This is a genomic window from Bradyrhizobium sp. JR4.1, assembly GCF_040548605.1.
Lineage (GTDB): Bacteria > Pseudomonadota > Alphaproteobacteria > Rhizobiales > Xanthobacteraceae > Bradyrhizobium > Bradyrhizobium canariense.
The window spans coordinates 655,872-676,813 of the sequence record NZ_JBEPRY010000002.1; the positions used below are offsets into that span (position 1 = coordinate 655,872).

The 20,942-nt window shown below is 64.1% G+C and carries 18 protein-coding genes and 1 pseudogene; 11 read left to right on the plus strand and 8 right to left on the minus strand.

Annotated features, from left to right (window positions below):
* Positions 1–28 precede the first annotated feature (28 nt).
* From ABIB90_RS08300 to ABIB90_RS08315, 4 genes are all read left to right on the plus strand, one after another.
* Complete coding sequence (locus ABIB90_RS08300; protein WP_354200632.1) at positions 29–1,201, plus strand: patatin-like phospholipase family protein; 1,173 nt, start codon at positions 29–31, stop codon at positions 1,199–1,201.
* A gap of 34 nt (positions 1,202–1,235) precedes the next feature.
* Positions 1,236–2,018 carry a 3-hydroxybutyrate dehydrogenase gene (locus tag ABIB90_RS08305; RefSeq protein ID WP_219683374.1) on the plus strand — a complete coding sequence of 261 codons (783 nt, stop codon included), beginning with the start codon at positions 1,236–1,238 and terminating at the stop codon, positions 2,016–2,018.
* 129 nt (positions 2,019–2,147) lie between these two features.
* Positions 2,148–3,065 carry an MBL fold metallo-hydrolase gene (locus ABIB90_RS08310; protein ID WP_354200633.1) on the plus strand — a complete coding sequence of 306 codons (918 nt, stop codon included), beginning with the start codon at positions 2,148–2,150 and terminating at the stop codon, positions 3,063–3,065.
* A gap of 201 nt (positions 3,066–3,266) precedes the next feature.
* The gene (locus tag ABIB90_RS08315; protein WP_007599010.1) at positions 3,267–3,626 is read left to right on the plus strand and encodes a hypothetical protein; all 360 of its coding nucleotides are present in this window, start codon (positions 3,267–3,269) and stop codon (positions 3,624–3,626) included.
* Between the two features lie 69 nt (positions 3,627–3,695).
* On the opposite strand, the gene ABIB90_RS08320 is transcribed toward ABIB90_RS08315, so the two are convergent.
* On the minus strand, positions 3,696–3,818 hold the full coding sequence (locus ABIB90_RS08320; protein WP_007599008.1) for a hypothetical protein: 123 nt from the start codon (positions 3,816–3,818) through the stop codon (positions 3,696–3,698).
* Positions 3,819–3,914: 96 nt separating this feature from the next.
* Positions 3,915–4,091 (minus strand): hypothetical protein, encoded by a 177-nt coding sequence (locus ABIB90_RS08325; protein WP_354200634.1) that lies wholly within the window; start codon positions 4,089–4,091, stop codon positions 3,915–3,917.
* A 138-nt stretch (positions 4,092–4,229) separates the two neighbouring features.
* On the opposite strand from ABIB90_RS08325, the gene ABIB90_RS08330 reads away from it, so the two are divergent.
* From ABIB90_RS08330 to ABIB90_RS08340, 3 genes are all read left to right on the plus strand, one after another.
* Complete coding sequence (locus ABIB90_RS08330) at positions 4,230–4,361, plus strand: hypothetical protein (RefSeq protein ID WP_354127119.1); 132 nt, start codon at positions 4,230–4,232, stop codon at positions 4,359–4,361.
* A 121-nt stretch (positions 4,362–4,482) separates the two neighbouring features.
* Entirely contained in the window at positions 4,483–5,607 is a 1,125-nt protein-coding gene (locus tag ABIB90_RS08335; protein ID WP_219683376.1) for a lactonase family protein, read from the plus strand.
* A gap of 323 nt (positions 5,608–5,930) precedes the next feature.
* Positions 5,931–6,818 carry an efflux RND transporter periplasmic adaptor subunit gene (locus tag ABIB90_RS08340; protein WP_354200635.1) on the plus strand — a complete coding sequence of 296 codons (888 nt, stop codon included), beginning with the start codon at positions 5,931–5,933 and terminating at the stop codon, positions 6,816–6,818.
* A gap of 252 nt (positions 6,819–7,070) precedes the next feature.
* On the opposite strand, the gene ABIB90_RS08345 is transcribed toward ABIB90_RS08340, so the two are convergent.
* Positions 7,071–7,919, minus strand: coding sequence for a caspase family protein (locus tag ABIB90_RS08345; RefSeq protein WP_007598997.1), 849 nt, complete (start codon positions 7,917–7,919; stop codon positions 7,071–7,073).
* A gap of 426 nt (positions 7,920–8,345) precedes the next feature.
* Between ABIB90_RS08345 and ABIB90_RS08350 the strand changes: the two genes are divergently transcribed.
* The 3 genes from ABIB90_RS08350 (at position 8,346) to ABIB90_RS08360 (ending at position 12,321) form a co-directional block, all read left to right on the plus strand.
* Positions 8,346–10,073 carry a hypothetical protein gene (locus ABIB90_RS08350; protein ID WP_219683379.1) on the plus strand — a complete coding sequence of 576 codons (1,728 nt, stop codon included), beginning with the start codon at positions 8,346–8,348 and terminating at the stop codon, positions 10,071–10,073.
* Positions 10,074–10,285: 212 nt separating this feature from the next.
* On the plus strand, positions 10,286–11,026 hold the full coding sequence (locus ABIB90_RS08355; protein WP_354200655.1) for a thermonuclease family protein: 741 nt from the start codon (positions 10,286–10,288) through the stop codon (positions 11,024–11,026).
* A 107-nt stretch (positions 11,027–11,133) separates the two neighbouring features.
* Positions 11,134–12,321 (plus strand): pyridoxal-phosphate-dependent aminotransferase family protein, encoded by a 1,188-nt coding sequence (locus ABIB90_RS08360; RefSeq protein WP_354200636.1) that lies wholly within the window; start codon positions 11,134–11,136, stop codon positions 12,319–12,321.
* 108 nt (positions 12,322–12,429) lie between these two features.
* Here ABIB90_RS08360 and ABIB90_RS08365 read toward each other — a convergent pair whose 3' ends face one another.
* Entirely contained in the window at positions 12,430–13,542 is a 1,113-nt protein-coding gene (locus tag ABIB90_RS08365) for a hypothetical protein (RefSeq protein WP_354200637.1), read from the minus strand.
* Positions 13,542–14,978 (minus strand): MBOAT family O-acyltransferase, encoded by a 1,437-nt coding sequence (locus ABIB90_RS08370; RefSeq protein ID WP_219683382.1) that lies wholly within the window; start codon positions 14,976–14,978, stop codon positions 13,542–13,544. The genes ABIB90_RS08365 and ABIB90_RS08370 overlap by 1 nt, the downstream gene beginning before the upstream one ends.
* Positions 14,979–15,312: 334 nt before the next feature.
* Here ABIB90_RS08370 and ABIB90_RS08375 point away from each other — a divergent pair.
* Positions 15,313–17,416 (plus strand): annotated as a pseudogene (locus tag ABIB90_RS08375) (S9 family peptidase).
* 193 nt (positions 17,417–17,609) lie between these two features.
* Here ABIB90_RS08375 and ABIB90_RS08380 read toward each other — a convergent pair.
* From ABIB90_RS08380 to ABIB90_RS08390, 3 genes are read right to left on the minus strand one after another with little or no spacing between them, the layout of a single operon-like run.
* A complete protein-coding gene (locus ABIB90_RS08380; protein ID WP_219683384.1) occupies positions 17,610–18,329 on the minus strand; it encodes a ribonuclease activity regulator RraA in 720 nt (239 codons plus the stop codon).
* Between the two features lie 11 nt (positions 18,330–18,340).
* On the minus strand, positions 18,341–20,080 hold the full coding sequence (araD, locus tag ABIB90_RS08385) for an L-arabinonate dehydratase (RefSeq protein ID WP_354200638.1): 1,740 nt from the start codon (positions 20,078–20,080) through the stop codon (positions 18,341–18,343).
* Positions 20,077–20,934, minus strand: coding sequence for an ABC transporter permease (locus ABIB90_RS08390; protein WP_354200639.1), 858 nt, complete (start codon positions 20,932–20,934; stop codon positions 20,077–20,079). Before ABIB90_RS08390 ends, araD begins: the two co-directional genes overlap by 4 nt.
* Between the last annotated feature and the right edge of the window lie 8 nt (positions 20,935–20,942).

The following is a 20,942-nucleotide window of genomic DNA, read 5'->3' on the forward strand; positions in this document are numbered from 1 at the left end:
ACGGGTCGCATTGCAAGGAGTAGTCGCCATGTTCAACGTGACGCGCGAACAAATCGATTCCGCACGACCGGTCAATCCGCTGCCCTACGACGTCGTTGCGCTGGTGCTGCAGGGTGGCGGCGCGCTCGGCGCCTACCAGGCGGGCGTCTACGAAGGCTTGCACGAGGCCGGGATCCGGCCGAACTGGCTGGCGGGCATCTCGATCGGCGCGCTCAACGCCGCCATCATCGCGGGCTCCCCGGAAGACGAGCGCGTGGCGCGGCTGCGCGAGTTCTGGGAGACGATCTGCGCAACCCCGGTGGAATGGCCTGCCGGCGAGGGACTGGCCGGCGCGCTACCCTTCGCGTTCGACTTCAACTCCCTGCACAACACGCTTGCCGCGATGCGCGCGCTGTTCCAGGGCCAGCCCGGCTTCTTCAGGCCGCGCTTCCCCTCGCCCTTGTGGTCGCCCTTCTCGGGCGACGCGTCGACCAGCTTCTATGACACGGCGCCGTTGCAGCGGACGCTGGAACAGCTGGTCGATTTCGACCGGCTGAACTCGGGCGAAGTGCGCGTCAGCGTCGGCGCGGTCAACGTCCGCACCGGCAATCTCACCTATTTCGACACAGCCGAGCGGCGGCTCGGTCCGAAACACTTCATGGCCTCGGGCGCGCTGCCGCCCGGATTTCCCGCCGTCGAAATCGACTCCGAGCACTACTGGGATGGTGGCGTGGTCTCCAACACGCCTCTCTCCCGCGTGCTGTCGGGCGATGCGAAAGACACGCTGACGTTCCAGATCGATCTCTGGTCGGCGCGGGGCCGCGTGCCGCACGACATGATGGAGGTTTCGAGCCGACAGAAGGACATTCAGTATTCCAGTCGCACCCGCGCCGTCACCGACCAGGCGCTGCGGATGCAGGAGATGCGTCAGGCGCTGCAGCGGACGATCGACAGATTGCCGGAGGCCGCAAGAAACGATCCGGAGATGCACGCCATCGCCGAGCTCGCCCGTCACCGCTCCCACAACATCATCCACCTGATCTACCAGTCCAAGCTCCATGAGGGTCACTCCAAGGACTACGAGTTCGGACCCAAGGCGATGCGCGCGCACTGGCAAAGCGGGCGGGACGACATCCGCCGCACGCTTGCCGACGGACGGCGCCTCGAGCCGCCGCCTTCCGAACTCGGCATCGTCACCCACGACATTCACCGCCGCGATTGACGTCGCCGGCAACCATCATCGAAAGGAGTTTTTCATGTTGAAAGGCAAAGTAGCGATCGTCACCGGATCGACCAGCGGCATTGGCCTCGGGATCGCAAGAGAGCTGGCCAGCCTCGGCGCCGATATCGTCCTGAACGGCTTTGGCGAACCGGGAGCGATCGAGAACATCAGGGCCGGCATCGAACGCGAGGACGGCGTGCGCGTCGCGTATGACGGCACCGACATGTCGGATGGCGACGCCGTGCGCGGAATGATCGAGGCGACCATCGAAAAATTCGGACGGCTCGACATCCTCGTCAATAATGCCGGCATCCAGTTCACCGCACCAGTCGAGGAGTTTCCGCCCGCCAAGTGGAAGACCATTCTCGACATCAATCTGTCGGCGGCATTTCACGGCATCGCTGCGGCCGTGCCCCAGATGAAAAAGCAGCGATGGGGCCGCATCGTCAACATCGCCTCCACGCATGGCCTCGTCGCATCCACCCACAAGGCAGCCTATGTCGCGGCCAAGCATGGCCTCGTCGGCCTTACCAAGGTGGTAGGCCTTGAAACCGCCGGCAGTGGCGTCACTTGCAACGCGGTCTGTCCCGGCTGGGTGCGCACGCCGCTCGTGGAGAAACAGATTAGCGACATCGCGGCGGAGAAAGGCATCAGCCAGAAGCAAGCAGCCGAAGAGCTTCTCGCCGAAAAACAGCCGTCGCTGGACTTCGCCTCCCCGAAGCAGATCGGTGGCACCGTCGCCTTCTTGTGCTCGGCCGCGGCCGACCAGATCACCGGGACGACGATCTCCGTCGATGGCGGCTGGACCGCGCGATGAACGCGTGACGAGCCTCTAATCCACCAAGCGATGACGGCCGCGCTCTCCCTGGCGGCGCGGCCTGCTCAACCATGACCAGCCAGAGTCAACACCAACCGAGCGCCCAACCCTTCAAAACAGGAGACCAACATGAATCTGCACAACACCTCATATCCCGTGTCATCGGGACCCGAAGAGCTCGTTCCGTCGCGCTACGCGCTGAAGATCGGCGAGATCGACGTGCTGGTGGTCAGCGACGGCGTGCTGCCGTTGCCGACCAAGATGCTCGCGCACAACGCTGACCCGGCGGTGCGGGCGACCTGGCTGCACGACATGTTCCTGCCGCAGGACGCTTTCGACTGGGCGCTGAACGCCGTCATGGTCCGCAGCGGCGGCAAGACCATCCTCATCGACGCCGGACTGGGCTCGGACCCGAACCTGAACTTGCCGCGCGCCGGACAGTTGATCAGGCGACTGGCGGCCGCCGGCATCGATCTTTCGGCGGTGACCGATCTGGTGTTGACCCATCTGCACATGGACCACATTGGCGGCCTGCTGGTCGACGGCGTGAAGGAGCAGCTGCGCAAGGACCTGCGTATCCATGTCGCGGCCGCCGAGGTCAAATTCTGGGAAAAGCCTGATTTCTCCCGCACTGCCATGCCGGAAGGGTTTCCGGACGCGCTTCGATCGACCGCCAAGCAGTTCCTGAAGGAGTACGGCCCTCAGCTGCGGCTGTTCGATGACGAGCACGAGATTGCGCCCGGCGTCATCGCCCGTCGCACCGGCGGTCACACCCCCGGACACAGCGTGGTTCGCATGGCGTCCGGCGATGACGCGCTGACATTCGCCGGCGATGCCGTGTTTGCCGTCGGGTTCGAGCAACCCGACTGGTTTAACGGCTTCGAGCACGACCCCGAGGAGGCCGCGCGCGTTCGCATCCGTCTGTTGCGACAGCTTGCCGAGACCGGCGAAATGCTGGTGGCGACGCACCTGCCGTTCCCGTCCGTGGGTCGGGTTGCAGCCGACGGCGAGGCCTTCCGTTGGGTGCCGGTGTTCTGGGACTACTGACCGCTTGCCGGGTTAGAGCTGAAGCAGGGCGCGGACTCGATAAGTCCGCGCCCTTGAAAATAGGATCAAACATCGATCCTCGCGGTTGCCCTGCTGAGACGGCTGGAACCCGATCAGCGGGCGCCAGCCGGCATTGCGTCACGTGCAGCGCAGGCGGCTCCTCGTCTGCGCTCTTGCGCGCGCGAGATCGAGCGAGGAGATATGGCGATCGCGGCATTCAGGATGATCACTCTCGTAGCGGTTGCTGCCATGATCGGCCCATCCGTGCAGGCCCGCGACGACGGTCGCTACGCGAACTCTCCCCTCAAGGGCTGGTTCGAGAGCCTGCACAGCAAAGGCGGAGGTCCCTGCTGTGCCGACGCCGACAGCACGGCGCTGGACGATGTCGACTGGGACACGAGCAACGGACATTATCGCGTGAGACTCCTGGGCGACTGGATCGAGGTGCCCGACGACACCGTGATCACCGAGCCGAACCGCGCCGGCCGCACCATGGTCTGGCCGTATTACGTCAACGGCCGCGCCAAGATCCGCTGCTTCATGCCCGGCAGCATGATTTGAGATTTTGAATTCTAATGTCCCGGGCGCGGCGCAGCATGCAACGATGCGCCTTGAACCGGACGCGCGGGCTCACTTGATTTGCTTGGCCGCGTGGATCTCGACGAACTCGGCGTCGGGATGGGCGACGATGGTGGCGAACATGATGCCACTGATGATGAGCGACCAGGCGGTGTCCCAATAAATCCAAAACACGTGCCAGCCTCCGTTTCGATCTGCTCCGCCCGCGGGATCAGGGTAACGGCAAGGCGAGGCTGCCGTTCCCAGTCCGCGAGCGGCGCGGGCGAGGTGCTATTTTGGTTTGGTCGGCGCGGCGTTGGTATCGGTTTGGCCGGTGTGGCGCTTTGCCACGACGTCCTCATCGTGCTCGGCCTGACGCGGGCGCGGCGGCGACTTGGGCTGGCCGGCCTGACCGCCATGCTTGCCGCCCATGTCGGGCTTACCTTCGAGATCGTTTTCACGGGACATGCCGGTTCAATGCGCTCGCGCGGCATTGGTTCGGTTCGCCTGTGAACGAGTTCATAGGATCGCCGCGATTTGCAGCGCACGATCGCCAGGCCCACCCCCGGGAGCATTCTCATTCATATGACTGACGGATTCGGCCTGATGCGGAAACGACTTGTCGCCTGGACGATCCTGACCTGCGCGCTGCTCGCGGTCACCGTGTGGACCGTGCTCGGGCCGCCCCACACCCCGCCCGGGCCCCATCTGCCCTCCCGCACAGCGGCGATACGGTAAGCCTCCCACCGATACCATTTCGGCATCAATCGATCCCAATTGGAATTTGGTGCGGCGGGGCGGCTGCCGCTATCCTCCCGGCAAAACGACAAATGCCGCACCGGCATCCAGGAGGGACCCCATGCTGAGACCGACCCGACGCATCAGATCCGGCGTACCCCGCGCCGCGATCGCCACCACGCTTGCTTTCCTCACTCTCATTTCTGGAGTCCGCGCCGGCATGGCCGAGACCTTCGCCTATGTCGGCAATGCCGACAGTAACGACATCAGCGTGTTCAAAATGGCCGAGAGCGGCGAGATGACGCCCGTGCAGAAGGCCGCCTTCACCGGCGTCGAAAAGCCCGGCTCCTCGACGCCGCTCGCGATCACGCCCGATCATCGCGTGCTGATCGCCGGTGTCCGCTCGCAGCCGTTCGTTGCGGTGAGCTTTGCGATCGATCCCAAGACGGGCCAGCTCAGCCATATCGGCAACGGCCCGCTCGCCGACAGCATGGCCAATATCGCCATCGACCGCGGCGGCAAATTCCTGTTCAGCGCCTCCTATGGCGGCAACAAGGTCGCACTGAATCCGCTGCTCGCCAACCGCGTCGCGGGCGAGCCGAAGCAGGTGATCCCGACCGGACTGAACGCGCACGCCTTCCTGCCCTCGCCCGACAACCGCTTCGCGTTCGCGACCAATCTCGGCTCCGACCAGATTCTTGCCTTCGCGTTCGACGCCACGACCGGCACGCTCACGCCGAGCGATCCGCCGGCTCACAAGGTGCCAGAGAAATCGGGGCCGCGGCATTTCGTGTTCCACCCCAACGGCAAGTTCGTCTATCTCCTCCACGAGCTGAACGGCGACGTCGCGGCGTTCGCCTATGAGGCCAAGGGCGGCGCATGGGACGAGATCCAGCGCACCAGCGCGCTGCCGGAAGGATTTACCGGAAAGCCCTGGGCCGCCGACATCCACATCACCCCCGACGGCCGTTTCCTGTACGCCTCCGAGCGTACCACCAGCACGCTCACCGCCTACAAGGTCGATGCAACCACCGGCAAGCTGACCACCATCGGCAGCGTGCCGACCGAGAAGCAGCCGCGCGGCTTTCACATCGATCCCAGCGGGCGCTACCTCGCCGCAGTCGGCGAGCTCTCCGACAGCATGACGGTCTATGCCATCGACCAGAGCAGCGGCGCGCTCGCCAAGCTGAAGTCCTATGCCACCGGCAAGAAGCCGAACTGGGTGGAGTTCTTGAGCCTGCCGTGAGATTGCTCCGCTGCGGGATGAGTTCGGCCTGCATGGTGCGAGACGCCCGCTTTGGCGGGCTCCTCACCATGAGGGTCTGACATCCCGCCGCGAAGCATGACCTCATCCTGAGGGCCCGCCGCAGGCGGGCGTCTCGAAGGATGGCCGCAGGGACAGTGGAAGACAGCGAACCTTGGCGCCGGTCCCGAAGACTAAATCACGGGCGGCATCGCGCCGCCCGTGCTGCTGCGGCATTCTCATTCGGCCGGCCCTGATGTGCCCTTGGCTCGCAGCGATCGCTTCTGCTAACGATAAGGCCGTCAAGGCCCCAACCGGAATGACCCATGCGTTCATTGCCTGCGCGTTCTGTTTCCAGACATCTCGTTGCGCTCACCGGACTGCTGTTGCTGTCGGCCCAGCCCGCTGCCGCCGCCGATGACGACGCGCCCAAGGGGCCGGCGGTCACGGTGCTGAAGGTCGCAAAATCCTGTTTCTCCGACATCGTCGAGGGCACCGGCACCATCCTCGCGCGCGAGGCAAGCTCGGTGCGGCCGGAGCGGCCCGGCCTGAAGGTGACGGAGGTGCTGGCGGAAGCCGGCGACACCATCACCGCAGGCCAGGTGCTGGCGCGGCTGGCGCTGCCCGAGGGCGGCACACTTCAGGTCACCGCCCCCGTGGCAGGCGTGATCGCGACGTCGACCGCGCAGATCGGCAACCTCGCCTCCGCCAAGGGCGAGGCGCTGTTCACGATCGTGGCGCGCAGCGAGTACGATCTCGTCGCCCTCGTCGCGACCAGCGATATGCGCAAGCTCGCGGTCAACCAGGTGGCGACCGTGCGCATCGCCGGCGCGGGCGATATCGACGGCAAGGTGCGCCGCATCGGCCCGACGGTCGAGCCGAACATCCAGCAAGGCATGGTCTATATCGGCATTTCCTCGCAGAAGCGGCTGTTGCTGAATGCGAGCGGCCGCGCGCTGATCAAGTCGGGCCAGAGCTGCAACGTCGCGGTGCCGCTGACATCGGTGCAGTATTCCTCCGCCGGCACCGTCGTGCAGGTGATCCGCCGCAACCGCGTCGAGACCAAGCGCGTCGAGGTCGGACTGATGTCGGGCGGCAATATCGAGATCCGCGACGGCCTCAACGAAGGCGATATCGTCGTGGCCCGCGCCGGCGCGCTGCTGCGCGAAGGCGATCCGGTGCGCACGGTGATGGCTGCGGAAGCGGCGAAGTAATCGCCACAATCGTCATTGCGAGAAGCAAAGCGACGAAGCAATCCAGAATCTTTCCGCGGGAAGATTCTGGATTGCTTCGCTCCGCTCGCAATGACGATGGAGAGGCAGATGTGCGTTAAACACGCACATCGTAGGGTGTGCAAAGCGAAGCGTGCCCACGTCTTCTATAGAGCGCGTCTTCTATCGAAATGTTGGAGAGATGGTGGGCACGGCGCGTTGCGCCTTTGCCCACCCTACAAGACCTAAGAAAAACTAGCCGCCGGCTTCGCCGAAATGGACGTCCTCAAGCAGCGAGGAGGAGACGGACGGGACCTGGTCGCCTTCGCTGGCGCGGGAGATGGCGAGGCGGGTCTTGTTGAAGACGCTCTCGGCGCTGCCCTGCGCATTGAGGTTGTTGAGGAACTCGCTGACAAGCACGCTGTGCTCGCCCTTGCCGTCGTCGACGACCTTGCCGGGCGAAGCCGAGGAGAGGATCAGCGCATTGTCCGTCGCGCTGATCGGCGCGAGGCCGTGGCTGTAGGAGCGGAAGCGGCGCTCATAGGGATTGCGGCGGGAGGCGTCGACCACGACGAGCTTGGCCTTGGCGCCCTGCTCCTTCATCATGTCGAGCACGCCTTCGATGGAGACGCCCTGACGACGGACATCGTTTTCCTTCCAGATCACGGCATCGACCGGCAGCATGTAGCTCTCGCGGCCGGCCTGCACGCCGTAGCCGCCGAAGAACAGCATGACGACGGTGTCGCGCTTGATCCGGGACTTCAGGCGATTGACGGCGCGGACCATGTCGTCCTTGGTCGCGTCTTCCACCATGTCGACGTCAAACCCGTTCTTGCGCAGCGACGAAGACAGCGCGCGGGCGTCGTTGATCGACTGCGTCAGCGGCGCATTGGCGTCGGGGTAGTGCCCATTGCCGATGACGAGGGCGAGACGCGAGGCCTGGCCGATCGAGCCGGTGACCTGGTCGGTCGAGACGGCCTTGGCGGCATCGAGCGCCCGCATGTTCAGGGCAGCATGGGCGCCGATCACGAGCGAGACCGTGCCGATGAGGGCTGCGGCCAGCGCGATCGTGCGTCGGGAAATGTCGAGCTGCGTTACATTCATCTCGCGTCATTCCTGTCACTGCCAAAGACCAGCCAAGCACGCGCACACTGTTTGAGTAGCGCGATAGCGTCTTTGGGTTTGAGGGATTGGCCGGGGGTGTGCCCCCGAATTGCGCGCAATTTGCGGCGCCGCACCAAACAAAGCCTTAACCGGATATCGCCTCCCCCGCAATAGATCGCCGAAAATTTGAGCTAAGTCACTGGAAGTACGCGCTAATTTGCACCGCCAAAAGTGTGATTTTTTTGCGTCCCCGTAGCCTTCCGGAGCCTGATTATGCAGGCTTCGTGCCGGCTTTTTCTGTGACTGTCATCACATTTGTATTTCCTGCGAATCCGGGTAGCTTTTTCAACGACTTGCAGGGGGTGGCACGCGGCTGGGAGCGTGCCGGCCGGCGCCCTCGGCCAAATTCCCGCGACCAGGTATTTCATGAGCTTTCAATATTTTGCCGGCGCCACCTGCCGGGCGCTGACGGCGCGGAAGGACGGCCCCTCGCTTTACGACGTCTGCGATCCCGTATTGTCCGTTGCGGCCAGCGGCGATCCGCATCTGGCCAAGTTCTACAAGACCGCCCTCGGCAATCCCGCATTGCGGGTGCTGCTCCGCCGGGCCGGTCTGCCCGAACTGCGCGATGAAGGCAAACTGGCCCGGCTGCGCCACGCGCTGGTGCGCGCCCGCGACGAGGCCGAGCCCGATTGGGCGGCGGTCGGCCAGCCCGTTGCCGACCTCGTCGACAGCATCGCGCTGGATCATCCCAAGCCGCCGCCGGCCATGTTCACCGGCGCCATGCCGCAACAATCGCAGATCGACGGCGTGATCCGCGACTGCGCGCAGCATCTGCTGGGCTCGTACCGCAAGAATGGCTTTCTGCCGACCTACGCTGCGTTCAACCTGATCGGCGACCCCGATTTCCGCGGCCGCGAGCTGACCATCGCGCTCTCGGGTCTCAACGCGCGCGGCTACAAGAACTCCTCGCTGCTGTTCAACCTCGCCCGTGTCTTCATCGCGCGATCGCCGGCGCGCGCTGTCGTCAATCCGCCCTGGCGAGGGGTTGCCGAACCGATGTGGGAGCCGGTGCAGATCCGCCACCGCTCGGCCTATTACGACGCGTTCTTCATCGAGGCGCTGCTCGGCTATGTCGAGAGCGGTCTCGCCTCGCCTACCGAGATGACGGCGGCGAAGCGCGCGGTTGCCGACATGGTCGATTTCTGCGTCAACATCAGCCGCGAAGAGGTCGAGGGCATCGACGGGGCGCGGTTCAACGTCATCACCGCGCTCGCGCCGGCGCCGCATCCGCGCTTCTCACGCTATTTCGCCCAGATCAAGCAGGACCTCGGTTTCGGCGTCTACGTGCCGGATTGCGACACCACGGCGTGCTCGATCTCCGCGGCGACGCAGGCCGGCTGCACCGATCCGATCCTCGACCAGCCGCTGCTGGATTTCTATGCCGGCTATCAGGTGCGCGCCGGCGTCAACGAGCCGCGCGTGACCGTGCCGATCAACGACAATATCGACTATGAGGGCGGGGTTGCGACCTGGATCGACAACCTCAAGGGCGAGCGGCCCTATGGCAATGATCTCGATCCGACGCTCAATCTCGACATTCTCGAGGTCAGCTTCCGCAACCTCGTGCGCTGGCAAGTATTGGAGACGCCGGCGCGGCTTGCCACCGTCCATCGCATCCTCGGCTTCCAGAAGCGGCTGGCGGCGAGCGGCGCCTTCGCCAATCCGCGCTCGCACATCTATTATCTGCCGGAGCTCTACAGCGCCTATTTCGGCCGCTGTTATGCCGCCTTCCTGGCGCTGCCGCTGGCGGCGCAGGCGATCATCGATCCCGACGGCGATTTCGATTTCATCCGCCACCGCGTGCTGTCTTACGTCAAGGGCGAGCTGATGGCCGCCGAGATGAACGTGTTCGACGCAGCGCTCGCGCTGATCGCGCTCGGCCATCTCGGTGCGGACCCGCGCGCCTTTGCGCCGGCGCTGAACGTGATCGTCGCGAGCCTCGGCGAAGGCGGCCGCCGCGGCCCGTTCCGTGCCTATGAATGGAACAAGATGAAGACGCCGACGCGGATTTTGGTCGGCGGTCCGGAGGTGACGTCGGCGTTCGTGCTGATGGCGCTGGCGGTGGCCAAGCGGGCGATGACGCGGGGATAGGTTTCGTAGGGTGGATTAGCGAAGCGTAACCCACCACTTCTGCCGCCGTGGAGACGAAAGAGGTGGGTTACGCCTTCGGCTAACCCACCCTACAAAACTTCGCTCGATGACGGGAAGTTGAAAGCCCAAGTGCCAGGCATATGCTGGCCGCGCGGACAAAAGCCGACCACAATTGCGAGGTCTATCGCAATTTTCATCACACGCGGACCGGCATGTTGCGAAAATTCCTGATTGCGCTGTCATTGCTCGCCTTGTCCTTGCCCGGCCTGGCGTCGCCGGCTGAGGCCGCCGACCTCACCGGCACCGCAAAGGTTCGCGCCGGCGACGCAGTGATGATCGGCAACACACGGATCAGGCTCGGCGGCATCGACGCGCCCGCGGTCGACCAGCTCTGCCTCAACAACAAGGGCGAGCGCTGGACCTGCGGCATCGCGGCCCGCGACGAGCTCGCCAAATATGTCGACGGCAAGAATTGGGTCTGCCATGCGAGGTCGATCGACCGGCGCGGCCGCACCGTGGCGCGTTGCGATGTCGGCGGCGAGGATATCCAGAAATGGCTGGTGCGCGCAGGCTGGGCGCTGGCCTACACCCGCATGTCGCACGACTATGAGGCGGACGAGAAGGCCGCGCGGGAGGCCAAGGCCGGCATGTGGCAGGGCGCCTTCATCGCGCCCTGGGACTGGCGCGTGCGCAACAAGAAGACCACCATCCTCGGCGCCACCAAGCCGCCCGACGGCGCGCATGCGATCCTGCTCGCTTCGGCCTCGGGGCCCGTCGCGCCCTCGCCGGACTGCACCATCAAGGGCAACGTCAACACCGCCGGCGAGTGCATCTATCACCGGCCGACCAGCCGCTGGTATGCGCAGATCAAGATGAAGATCAGCAAGGGCACGCGCTGGTTCTGCTCGGTGGAGGAAGCCGAAGATGCGGGCTGCCGCGAGACTAAGAGATAACCCACGTCAGACCTGCGTTTTCCGGCCTTTTCTTGCACCGCAGCGCCGCGTAAAAGTGTGAATCAGCGACCCACCATCCTGTTCTCAGGCAACAAGGACCAACAGCAATGACCGTTCGCGCGGGCCGGGAATTTCTGGCCATCCCCGGGCCCACCAATATGCCCGACGAGGTGCTGCGGGCGATGCATCGTCCGGCGATCGACATCTACTCCAAGCAGATGACCGATCTGACCGAGAGCCTGCTCAGCGACATCTCGAAACTGTTTGCCACCGAGGGCAAGTCCTACATCTACATCGCCAACGGTCACGGCGCCTGGGAAGCAGCATTGAGCAACGTGCTGTCGCGCGGCGACAAGGTGCTGGTGCTCGAAAGCGGGCGGTTCGCGATCGGCTGGGGCCATGCCGCGGCGCTGATGGGTGCCGAGGTGGAGGTGCTCAAGGGTGACTGGCGCCGCGCGGTGCGGCCGCACGAAGTCGAGGAGCGCCTGCGCCGCGACAAGGAGCACACCATCAAGGCCGTCGTCGTCGTCCAGGTCGACACCGCCTCAGGCGTGCAGAACGACATCGAGGCGATCGGCAAGGCGATCAAGGCGAGCGGTCATCCGGCGCTGTACATGGTCGACACTGTCGCCTCACTCGGCTGCATGCCGTTCGAGATGGACAAATGGGGCATCGACGTTGCGATGTCGGGCTCGCAGAAGGGCCTGATGACGCCGCCCGGCCTCGGCTTCGTCACGGCCAATGCGCGTGCGCTCGAGGTCCACAAGAAGGCCAATATGGCGACACCCTATTGGAGCTGGAGCGAGCGCGAAGGCAGCGAGCATTATCGCAAATATGCCGGCACCGCGCCGGTGCATCTGCTGTTCGCGCTGCGCCAGGCGATCGACCTCTTGCACGAGGAAGGGCTGGAGAACGCCTTCCGCCGCCACAGCCTGCTCGGCGAAGCCGCGCGCCGCGCGGTCGGCGCATGGTCGGAAGGCCAGGTGCTCGGCTTCAACATCGCGGAAGCCAGCGAACGCTCCAACACCGTGACCACAGTGACCATGAGCAACGGCCATGATCCCGCAATCCTGCAACGCTATTGCAAGGAGAAGTGCGGCGTCGTGCTCGGCACCGGCATCGGCGATCTCTCGGGACAAGCCTTCCGCATCGCCCATATGGGCCACGTCAACGCCCCGATGCTGCTCGGCACGTTGGGGGTGATCGAGGTCGGGCTGAACGCGCTGAAGATCCCGCACGGCAAGGGCGGGCTCGAAGCGGCGGTTGCGTATCTCGGCGAAGAGGTGGCGGCGTAAGCGTCTTTTTTCCTTCTCCCCTTGGGGGAGCAATCTTGTAGCCCGGGTGAGCGGAGCGACACCCGGGATTCTTGCGTGAGTCCCCGCATGTCGCTTCGCTCATGCGGGCTACGGCAGCGGCGGGATCCGATACGCCTCGACCTGCGCCTTCAGTTCCTCCAGCGAGGCAAGCGGCGCCTTCGGATCCACCCGATATTCCCCACGCGCCAGCCACGACAGCACCTTCGCATCGACGATCGGCGAATGGTGGATGACGTCGCCGTAATTGTCGAGGTTATGCGTCACGTCCTTGATCGCCCGGAAATCGTACAGGCGCACATTGGGAAGCTGCGTCAGGCGCTGCGCGATGACGGCGGTGAGGTCGGTAACGATCTTCAGCGTCGCAGGCGAAGCGTCGCGCATCGCGACGAATTGCAGGATCGAATAGGGCGGGAAGTAGATGTCGAAGGTCACGTCCGGATGGCGCGCGATCAGGCCGACGGCGTCATGCTCGAAATGCCGCACCATGGCGTCGTAGCGATAGCCTTCGCCGAGAAAGTGGCTGCGCACGGGATCGGTGATATAGGCGAAGGCCGCGAGCGTCCTTTTCGCATTATAGGCGCGCGCGACGTCGATATCGCGCGGCAGCGCATAGATATCGTCGACGTCTTCAAGCGCAAACTTGACGGGCAGAAAAGGCGCCGCCCGGGTCAGCGGCTCCCGCAGCGGCGGAACCGACCGCAGCAATGCGAACAGGGATTCCTTCGCCATCGCCGCGCTGAACAGGTAGGACGCGATGCCTTTTGCCGTCCCGCGATAGAGATCGGCGGAGAGATAAGGATCGGTCTCGATGTCGGCCGCATCAACAAAGATGAAATCGTCCATCGCCCAGATCACGCGTTTTGCGCCGCGGTCGATGGCCTGCTCGAGCACAAAACCCTGCTGGCGCGAATTGGACCCGGTCATCGCCAGCTTGAGCGAGTGCACGCCGAGCGCATGGTCGATGTCGCTCTGGCGGAAATGGATCGCGAGCGAGGTGCCCATGAAGGCGGCGTCGAACAACTGGCTGCGGATCAGCCCGGCATTCTGCACGCGCGTGTCATCTGAATAGAACGGCGCGACGAGGCGCGAGGGGCGAAACAGCTGCAAGGGATCGATGACATAGGTGAGCGCAGCCGCGCCCAGCACGCACGCGATGCTCGCGAGGAGAAGACGCCCTGGATGTGTGAACGCGCCTTGCATCAGAACCGGAAATAGATGAATTCGCTGTGGCTCTGGATACCCAAAATCCCGAACGCAAGCACCAGCGACGCACCATAGAGGACCAGCGGCCGCATCCGTCCGGCCATCAGGCCGTCGCCGAGCCTGCGATTGGCGTGGTCGTACCCCATGATTCCTTGCGTGTTCGGCGCCAGCCACACCAGCGCGGCATAAATTGCGACCATCACCGACGCCGCAATCTCCTCGCGGCCGAACACGATATTCGCCGGATCGGCCATCGCATTCAGAATCCGCATGGCCCAATCGACCCGCTCGGCCCGGAAGAAGACCCAGGCGACAACGACGGCGAGAAAGGTCAGCACGGCCCCGGCGACGCGAGCTGGGCGCGCGAGCAATTTCGGAACATTCGGCACCAGCGCGTTGAAGGCGTGATTGATACAGAGATAGGCGCCGTGCAGCGCGCCCCAAATGACAAACGTCCAGGCCGCGCCATGCCAGAGCCCGCCGAGCAGCATCGTGAGCATCAAATTGACGTAGCGCAGCACGCGGCCGCGACGGTTGCCCCCGAGCGGAATGTAGAGATAGTCGCGCAGGAAGTGCGACAGCGTCATGTGCCAGCGTCGCCAGAACTCGACGATGCTGGTGGCCTTGTAGGGCGAGTTGAAATTGACCGGCAGGAAGATGCCGAACATCAGCGATATCCCGATCGCCATGTCCGAATAGCCCGAGAAGTCGAAATAGAGCTGGAAGGTGTAGGCGAGCGAGCCAAGCCAGGCCTGATCAAAACTCGGCGCGCGCGCATCGAAGGCGAGCGCGACCAGCGGCTGGATTCCGTCGGCGAGGCACGTCTTCTTGAACAGGCCGATCGCGAAGATGATGAGGCCGCACAGGATCAGATGCGCATGCGGATGCTTGGTTTCCTCCCGCTCGAATTGCGGGATCATGTCCTTGTGGTGAAGGATCGGTCCGGCGATCAGATGCGGGAAGTATGTCACGAACAGCGCGTAGTGCGGCAGCGCGTAGGCCGCGACCTGCCCGCGCCAGGCATCGACCAGGAACGCGATCTGGGTAAAGGTGTAGAAGGAGATGCCGACCGGCAGCAGGATATGGACCGCGAAGTGCGTGCCGGCCAGCGCATTGATGTTCTCGGTGACAAAGCCGGCGTATTTAAAGATGCCAAGCACCAGGAGGTCGCCGGCGACGCCGAGGGCAAGGGCCGCCTTGCGTTGCGACGAAGTGAGCTTCGCCACGATGAGAAGATGGCCTATGCCATAGTTGAAGGCGATCGATATCAGCAACAGGGCCACGAACTGCCAATTGCCGATGGCATAAAAAGTGAGCGAGGCCGCCGCCAACCAGATCACCGGGGCCAGATTGCTGCGCCGCCCCAGCCAGAAATAGCCAGCCAGCGCGGCCGGCAGGAACAGCAGGATGAACGGGTAGGAATTGAACAGCATCAGGCTGGACCGGCGGCGGGGATTAGGAAGCCTAAAGCATAGAAGGGACCGATCAACAACCCGGCGACTTGACGCTATTCTGGCGCAGTCCTTGGCGCAGTGGCGCTGGCAATTCGTGGAATCGGGACGATATAAGGCAGGACGCATCTTCTCCCTCTCCCCGCCTGCGGGGAGAGGGTTGGGGTGAGGGGGAGTCTCCACGAGGACGGTGACAGCGAGACTCGCGGAGAGCCCCCCTCACTCGGATTGCATCTTCGATGCAATCCGACCTCTCCCCGCAAGCGGGGCGAGGTGAAGAAGAAGCCGCGCGCGAACGTGACATGATGAGGATCGAGTGACACAAGCCAAACCACCTTCCCAGCCCCCCGTCGCCCCGCGCCGGCCGCATTCCTTCACGCGGCATGGGATCACCGTGACCGACGACTATGCCTGGCTGAAGGACGAGAAATGGCAGGAGGTGCTGCGCGACCCCGCGGTGCTCGATCCCGACATCCGCAAATATCTGGACGAAGAGAATGTCTACACCGAGAGCCTGCTCGGCCACACCTCATCGCTTCAAAAGACGCTGGTGCGCGAGATGCGGGGGCGGATCAAGGAGGACGATTCCAGCGTGCCGTCGCCGGATGGTCCCTTCGCCTATTTCCGCAAATTCCGCGAAGGCGGCCAGCACGAGCTGTTCGGCCGCATGCCACGCGATGGCGGCGAGGGCCACATCGTGCTCGACGGCGATGCGCTCGCCAAGGACCACACATATTTCAAATTCGGCGGCAGCCGGCACTCGAACGACCACAGGCGGCAGGCCTGGAGCGCCGACACCAAAGGCTCGGAATATTTCTCCATCCGCGTGCGCGACTGGGCGACCGGAAAGGACCTCGACCGTCGTCGAGGAGACCGACGGCGGCGTGGTCTGGAGCAAGGACGCAACGTCGTTCTTCTACGTGAAGCTCGACGACAATCACCGCCCGATGCAGGTGTGGCGGCACAAGCTCGGCACTGGGCAGGCAGACGACACGCTGGTTTACGAAGAGCAGGATTCCGGCTGGTTCACCCATCTGCACGAGAGCACCAGCGGGCGCTTCTGCGTCATCGCGGGCGGCGACCACGAGACCTCCGAGCAGCGGCTGATCGACCTCGACCATCCCGACGCACCGCCGCGCCTGGTCGCGGCACGCGAGGAAGGCGTGCAATATTCGCTGGCCGACCGTGGCGACGAACTGTTCATCCTCACCAACGCCGACGACGCCATCGATTTCAAGATCGTCATCGCACCGCTCGCCTCACCCGAGCGCAAGAACTGGCGTGATCTGATCCCGTATCGCCCGGGCATCTACATCATCGATCTCGATCTCTATGCCGGCCACATGGTGCGGCTGGAGCGCGCCAATGCGTTGCCGTCGATCGTGATCCGCGACCTCGCGACCAAGGAAGAGCACGCCATCGCGTTCGACGAGGCGGCCTATTCGCTGGATACGATGGGCTCCTACGAATTCGAGACAACGAATTTGCGTTTCGCCTATTCGTCGATGACGACGCCGTCGGAAGTCTATGACTACGACATGGTCAAGCGGACGCGTACCCTGCGCAAGCGCCAGGAGATTCCGTCCGGCCACAATGCGAGCGACTACGTTACGACGCGCATCATGGCGAAGGCGCATGACGGCGCCGAGGTGCCGGTCTCGATCCTCCATCGCCGCGGGCTCACGCTCGATGGCGCGGCGCCGCTTCTGCTCTACGGCTACGGCTCCTACGGCATGGCCATGCCGGCTTCGTTCAGCGCCAACCGCCTGTCGCTGGTCGATCGCGGCTTCGTCTACGCCATCGCCCATATCCGCGGCGGCGCCGACAAGGGCTGGGGCTGGTATCTCGACGGCAAGCGCGAGAAGAAGACCAATTCGTTCGACGATTTCTCGGCCAGCGCCCGCGCACTGATTGATGCGAAGTACACCAGCGCAAAGCGCATCGTCGGCCACGGCGGTTCGGCCGGTGGCATGCTGATGGGCGCGGTGGCGAACCGCGCCGGCGAGTTGTTCGCCGGCATCGTCGCCGAAGTGCCGTTCGTCGACGTGCTCAACACCATGCTTGACGACACGCTGCCGCTGACGCCGCCGGAATGGCCGGAATGGGGCAACCCGATCGAGAGCGAAAAGGATTTCCGCACCATCCTGTCGTATTCGCCCTACGACAATGTCGCGGCGAAAGATTATCCCGCGATCCTGGCAATGGGCGGATTGACCGATCCGCGCGTCACGTACTGGGAGCCCGCCAAATGGATCGCGCGCCTGCGCGCGACGATGAGCGGTGGCGGCCCGGTGTTGCTGCGCACCAACATGGGCGCCGGCCACGGCGGCGCCTCGGGACGCTTCAACCGGCTCGATGAAGTCGCGATCGTCTATGCGTTCGCGCTGTGGGCGGCTGGGATGGCGGAGGCCGGGGTGTAGGCGTTCATATGCCTCCCCATCGTCGTCCTGGCGAAAGCCAGGACCCATACCGCGTGATCTATCCGAAGAAGGTCGGTGTCAGTACCGCGCGAAAACACGACAAGTCCGAGTCTTCGCCAAATTACTCCCTGGGGTAATGGGTCCTGGCTTTCGCCAGGACGACGACGGAGATTGTGGGACGAGTTGTCGGCCTTTACCTTCCGTTCGCCTTCCGCCATGCGGCGAAGTCGGTCAGCGTCTGCGGGTCCGTCGCCGGATAGAGACCGAAAATGCCGCGGCCCTTGTTGACTTCTTCGGTGACGAAGTCCTCGAACGCGGTCATCTCGAAGGTCTCGTTGGCGATCTCGTCAGCAAGATGCGCGGGAATCACGATCACGCCGTCGCTGTCGCCAAGAATGACGTCGCCGGGAAACACCGGCGCGTCACCGCAGCCGATCGGAACATTAATCTCGATGGCGTGATGCAGCGTCAGATTGGTCGGTGCGCTCGGGCGGTGGTGGTAGGCGGGGATCCCCAGTTTGGCGATCTCGGCTGAGTCGCGAAAACCGCCATCGGTGACGACACCGGCGACACCGCGCTTCATCAGGCGCGTGACCAGGATCGCACCGGCCGAAGCGGCGCGCGCGTCCTTGCGGCTGTCCATCACCAGCACGCTGCCTGGCGGGCAATCCTCGACCGCCTTGCGCTGCGGATGGGAGCGGTCCTTGAAAACGTCGATGGTGTTGAGATCCTCGCGCGCCGGCATATAGCGCAGCGTGAAGGCTTCACCGACCATGGTCGGCTGGTTGGCGCCGAGCGGGTGCACATCCTGGATCATCTGGATGCGCAGGCCGCGCTTGAACAGCGCTGTGGCGACGGTGGCGGTGGAGACGGATTTGAGCTTGTTGCGGGTGGCTTCGGTAAGTTTCGTCATTTTCACGCTCTCTAGTAAATCGAGGGCTCGCCGATCGGCGCGCCGAAATCGGTCTCGAGGAAGTCGAAATCGCAGCCGTCATTGGCCTGCTTGATGTGCTTGGTGAACATCCAGCCATAGCCGCGCTCGAAGCGGCGCTCGGGCTGCTTCCAGGCGGCGCGGCGCTTGTCGAGCTCGGCTTCCGACACATCGAGATTGATGGTGCGGGCGGCGACATCGAGCGTGATGCGGTCGCCGTTCCGCACCAGCGCCAGCGGTCCGCCGACATAGGATTCGGGGGCTACGTGCAGAATGCAGGCGCCGTAGCTGGTGCCGCTCATCCGCGCATCCGAGATGCGCACCATGTCGCGCACGCCCTGCTTCACGAGCTTGGTCGGGATCGGCAGCATGCCCCATTCCGGCATGCCCGGTCCGCCCTGCGGCCCCGCATTGCGCAAGATGAGAATGTGGTCTTCGGTGACGTCGAGATCGGGATCGTCGATCGCCTTCTTCATCGACGGATAATCGTCGAACACCAGCGCAGGCCCAGTGTGCTTGAGGAAGCGCGGCGCGCAGGCGCTCGGCTTGATGACGCAGCCGTCGGGCGCGAGATTGCCCTTGAGCACGGCGAGCGCGCCTTCCTTGTAGATGGGATTGTCGATCGAGCGGATCACGTCGTCATTGTGGACCTCGGCCTGCGCGATGTTCTCGCCGAGAGTCTTGCCGGTGACGGTGATGCAATCGAGATGCAGATGCGGCTTGATCTGTCCCATCAGCGCCGGCAGGCCGCCGGCATAGAAGAAGTCTTCCATCAGATAGGTATCACCGCTCGGCCGCACATTGGCGATGACAGGCACCTTGCGGCTCGCAATCTCGAAATCGTCGAGACCGATGTCGAGACCGGCGCGGCGAGCCTGCGCGATCAGATGGATGATCGCATTGGTCGAACAGCCCATCGCCATCGCCACTGCGATCGCGTTCTCGAACGCCTTGCGGGTCTGGATCGCCTTCGGCGTCAGATCTTCCCAGACCATCTCGACGATGCGGCGGCCGCATTCGGAGGCCATCCGGATATGGTTGGCATCAGCGGCGGGAATCGAGGAGGCGCCCGGCAGCGTCATGCCGATCGCCTCGGCAATCGCGGTCATGGTCGAGGCGGTGCCCATCGTCATGCAGGTGCCGTAGCTGCGGGCGATGCCGGCTTCGATATCGAGCCAGTCCTTGTCGGAGATTTTTCCGGCGCGGCGCTCGTCCCAGTATTTCCAGCCGTCCGAGCCCGAGCCGAGCGTCTTGCCCTTCCAATTGCCGCGCAGCATCGGGCCGGCCGGCAGATAGATCGCCGGGATGTTCATCGAGGTCGCGCCCAGCAGCAGCGCCGGAGTGGTCTTGTCGCAGCCGCCCATCAGCACCACGCCGTCGACGGGATGGCTGCGCAGCAGCTCCTCGGCGTCCATCGCCAGCAGATTGCGATAGAGCATCGTGGTCGGCTTGAGCAGCGATTCCGACAGCGACAGCGCCGGCAGCTCCAGCGGCAGACCGCCGGCCATCAGGATGCCGCGCTTGACGTCATCGACGCGCGACTTGAAATGCATGTGGCAAGGTTGCGCGTCCGACCAGGTGTTGAGGATCGCGATGATCGGGCGGTCCTTCCACTCCTCCGGCGCGTAGCCCATCTGCATGGTGCGGGAGCGATGGCCGAACGAGCGGAGATCGTCGGGTGCGAACCAGCGCGCGCTGCGGAGCTGGTCGGGCGTTAGTTTCTTCTTGGTCATGATTGGGTGCCCCATTTCTGCACGGTGTTCCGCTCGATGGCGCGGAAGATCAGGTTCTCGACAAAAAGCCCGATGATGATCACCGTCAAGAGGCCGGCGAAGACCGCAGGTATGTCGAGCAGGTTGCGGTTTTCGAAGATGAACCAGCCGAGCCCGCCCTGCCCCGACGACACGCCGAACACCAGCTCGGCCGCGATCAGCGTGCGCCAGGCGAAGGCCCAGCCGATCTTGAGGCCGGTGAGGATCGAGCCGAAGGCCGCGGGAATCAGTATCTTCGCCACATAGGGCAGCCCGCGCAGGCCGTAATTGCGGCCGACCATGCGCAACGTGTTGGACACGCTCTTGAAGCCGGAATGGGTGTTGAGCGCGACCGGCCACAGCACCGAATGGATCAGCACAAACACCAGACTGCCGTTGCCGAGACCGAACCAGATCAAAGCGAGCGGCAACAGCGCGATCGCCGGCAACGGATTGAACATCGCCGTGACCGTCTCGAGGAAATCGGTGCCGATACGGGTCGAGATCGCGAGCACGGTGAAGATCGCGGCCAGCACAATGCCGGCCGAATAGCCCATGAACAGCACTTTGAGCGAAGCCCAGGCGCGCATCGGGATGGTGCCGTCCTTCACACGCTCGAACATCGTGATGACGGTGTCGTGCAGCGTCGGAAACAACAGGGGATTGTCGAGGGCGAGGCCGTAGGCCTCCCAGATTGCCGCGAGGAACAGGATGATGACGGTCTTGCGGACAAAACCATCGTTCCACAACAGCTCGAGCACGCTCAGCTTGCGCTCGACTTCGGCTGCGCTGGCGACGACCGGCGCCTCACGTAGCAGGATCCTGGCTTCGCCCATGTAAGGCT

Bases quoted from the DNA above. Each gene is read 5' to 3' on its own strand.
- ABIB90_RS08300 (WP_354200632.1), top strand. From the start codon at position 29: ATGTTCAACGTGACGCGCGAACAAATCGATTCCGCACGACCGGTCAAT.
- ABIB90_RS08305 (WP_219683374.1), top strand. From the start codon at position 1,236: ATGTTGAAAGGCAAAGTAGCGATCGTCACCGGATCGACCAGCGGCATT.
- ABIB90_RS08310 (WP_354200633.1), top strand. From the start codon at position 2,148: ATGAATCTGCACAACACCTCATATCCCGTGTCATCGGGACCCGAAGAG.
- ABIB90_RS08315 (WP_007599010.1), top strand. From the start codon at position 3,267: ATGGCGATCGCGGCATTCAGGATGATCACTCTCGTAGCGGTTGCTGCC.
- ABIB90_RS08325 (WP_354200634.1), bottom strand. From the start codon at position 4,091: ATGTCCCGTGAAAACGATCTCGAAGGTAAGCCCGACATGGGCGGCAAG.
- ABIB90_RS08330 (WP_354127119.1), top strand. From the start codon at position 4,230: ATGCGGAAACGACTTGTCGCCTGGACGATCCTGACCTGCGCGCTGCTC.
- ABIB90_RS08335 (WP_219683376.1), top strand. From the start codon at position 4,483: ATGCTGAGACCGACCCGACGCATCAGATCCGGCGTACCCCGCGCCGCG.
- ABIB90_RS08340 (WP_354200635.1), top strand. From the start codon at position 5,931: ATGCGTTCATTGCCTGCGCGTTCTGTTTCCAGACATCTCGTTGCGCTC.
- ABIB90_RS08345 (WP_007598997.1), bottom strand. From the start codon at position 7,919: ATGAATGTAACGCAGCTCGACATTTCCCGACGCACGATCGCGCTGGCC.
- ABIB90_RS08350 (WP_219683379.1), top strand. From the start codon at position 8,346: ATGAGCTTTCAATATTTTGCCGGCGCCACCTGCCGGGCGCTGACGGCG.
- ABIB90_RS08355 (WP_354200655.1), top strand. From the start codon at position 10,286: ATGTTGCGAAAATTCCTGATTGCGCTGTCATTGCTCGCCTTGTCCTTG.
- ABIB90_RS08360 (WP_354200636.1), top strand. From the start codon at position 11,134: ATGACCGTTCGCGCGGGCCGGGAATTTCTGGCCATCCCCGGGCCCACC.
- ABIB90_RS08365 (WP_354200637.1), bottom strand. From the start codon at position 13,542: ATGCAAGGCGCGTTCACACATCCAGGGCGTCTTCTCCTCGCGAGCATC.
- ABIB90_RS08370 (WP_219683382.1), bottom strand. From the start codon at position 14,978: ATGCTGTTCAATTCCTACCCGTTCATCCTGCTGTTCCTGCCGGCCGCG.
- ABIB90_RS08380 (WP_219683384.1), bottom strand. From the start codon at position 18,329: ATGACGAAACTTACCGAAGCCACCCGCAACAAGCTCAAATCCGTCTCC.
- araD (WP_354200638.1), bottom strand. From the start codon at position 20,080: ATGACCAAGAAGAAACTAACGCCCGACCAGCTCCGCAGCGCGCGCTGG.
- ABIB90_RS08390 (WP_354200639.1), bottom strand. From the start codon at position 20,934: ATGGGCGAAGCCAGGATCCTGCTACGTGAGGCGCCGGTCGTCGCCAGC.